Below are 2,041 nucleotides of genomic sequence, written 5' to 3'. Positions count from 1 at the left end.
AACCCAACTTTCATCCCAAGTACACGGAAACCCCTTCATATAGAGGTTTCTTCTTTTTATTTGGTCACTACAACCTTTTTCCGACAATTTCATGTTTTCTTTTCAATGGATCTTTCACATGTAGTAACTTGTATATCTCACGATGACTTTTTTCTGTTGTTCCGGAGATTCTAATATGATGAATATGATCACTTTCATCGGTAACTATTACCGTCGTCCGTTGATGGGTCGATAGTTGATCTTTAATGGTTGACCAATTTCGTGAATCTCCTTGTTCTCTTAATTGATGTTCGATGCTTATTAGTAGATGATACGCCAAAACGGAAATGAACAGATGTCCTCTCGTTCGATTGGCTAATTGATGATAAACAGGCCTTACTCCTAAATCTGTTTTTAATGACCTAAAAGCTGCCTCTATCTTGGTTAATGTCGTATATAAACGCCATACTTCTTCGGCAGACAACGCTTCGTCACTTGTTTCAATGACATAACAACCTGTTAAGACTGAACGATCCTTGCGTGTAGTCTTTTTTTCAAAAGTTAGATCTTTTACCTTTTCTTCTTTTTCATCTACTTCCAAATGAATCTCATAGTAACGAGCGATAGTAGAATACCGTTCCTTGAGTCTCCCGACACGTTCACCCACTTTTTCAACTAACTGGATATTCCCTTTTTCAACAGAGGTTTTTAATCTGTTAAGATCGTCTAGAAATCGGGTTTCTTTTAAGGAATCCATGGCATCCTCTTTCTTCTCACGCCCTTCACTAAGACAAAGAATTCGACTTCCTTTTTCAATAGAAAGCTTTTTCACAAATACAGACTCGGATATCGTTTCATCTGTTGAACGGCTCTGTTCCCCTGATTTCCCGGGTGAAATCCTTTCAAATGATTCCCTTGCATCTTGGAATTCATCGAGGTAATCCTTTTCCACAGCTCTCCGCTCAACTACGATGTACGGATAGTCTAGTTCCTTTATAAGTGCCAAGTTATCTTTTGTAGCGATGCCTCGATCCATCACAATCATCGGTCGGTTATCCCATAACTCAAGTGGCGAATCTGTTTGGAGACATGTCAATATATCCTCCAGTGTTTCTGGTTCAGATTGATTGCCTCCATAAATTTGGCTAAAAATAGGGAATCCCGCATCATCGACAACGAGAGCTAGTGTAACTAGTGGGCAGTCAGATCGTTTTTCCTTCGACTTGCCTCGTTTTGCCAACTCGTTATTTTGTGCCCCCCCTTCGAAATAGGTATTGGTCAAATCATACAGATACACTTGATTTTGACGTGGGAACAGCATCTTTTCCTTTGCGCGAAGCCCTCGTTCCAATTCCTTTTTGTTGGCCAGCAATTGATCCGCTATTTCGTATACCGCATTTTTTCCTATCTCTGAAAGATTAACAGGAAGTAATTCAACTAATGCGGTACGTTCTCGTAACCACTGCCATGATGCCAGATCACTGGAAGGGGCAACTAAACGGCCGATAACGATTGCTTCAGCAAGTGCTTGTTGGGTAGGGGTAAAACCGCAAGCATTTAATAGCTCGTTTAACTCCAAACGCTCCCACATCGTATGGGCAACTAATTCAGGACCAAGAGAACGAGACTCTGCCGTAGCGATTGAATCCAAGTCAACAGATACAAAGTTTCCCTTCTCTAGACGTTCTTCTTTAGCCTGTGTCTTTTTCTGAGTAAAAGAAAAATGAATCATCGCCTTTTCAGTAGCCTCAGCGATTTCATTTTCATCTTCAAACAGCGTAATTTGACCGGCTATGCGGCCTTCCAAGGCGGAAGCTAATTTTTTCCACTCAGATTTTGGAAGGGTGAGCGTTCCTAATTGCATCACAACCCGCTGCCTCGGTCCTATTTCTGTTCGATAGGATTCAACCAACACATGTTTCTTATATTCTTTTTTGGTTATTCTATTTTTAGTGGTCGTTTCTCTTATAAACATAATTTAATTATACTTTATCGAAACTGGATAATCAATCAAAAGTTATAATTATTAATTATTAGGTCACTACATTTAGATTCCCGGAAG

General features: G+C 40.0%; 1 protein-coding gene. It reads right to left on the bottom strand.

What is annotated here, in order from left to right:
- Positions 1-67 precede the first annotated feature (67 nt).
- On the bottom strand, positions 68-1,954 hold the full coding sequence (locus B371_RS0100540; RefSeq protein ID WP_026022936.1) for an IS1634 family transposase: 1,887 nt from the start codon (positions 1,952-1,954) through the stop codon (positions 68-70).
- Between the last annotated feature and the right edge of the window lie 87 nt (positions 1,955-2,041).

It is taken from the genome of Paenisporosarcina sp. TG20 (genome assembly GCF_000286315.1).
Classification (GTDB): Bacteria; Bacillota; Bacilli; order Bacillales_A; family Planococcaceae; genus Paenisporosarcina.
This window is presented reverse-complemented; position numbering and strand designations above follow the sequence as displayed.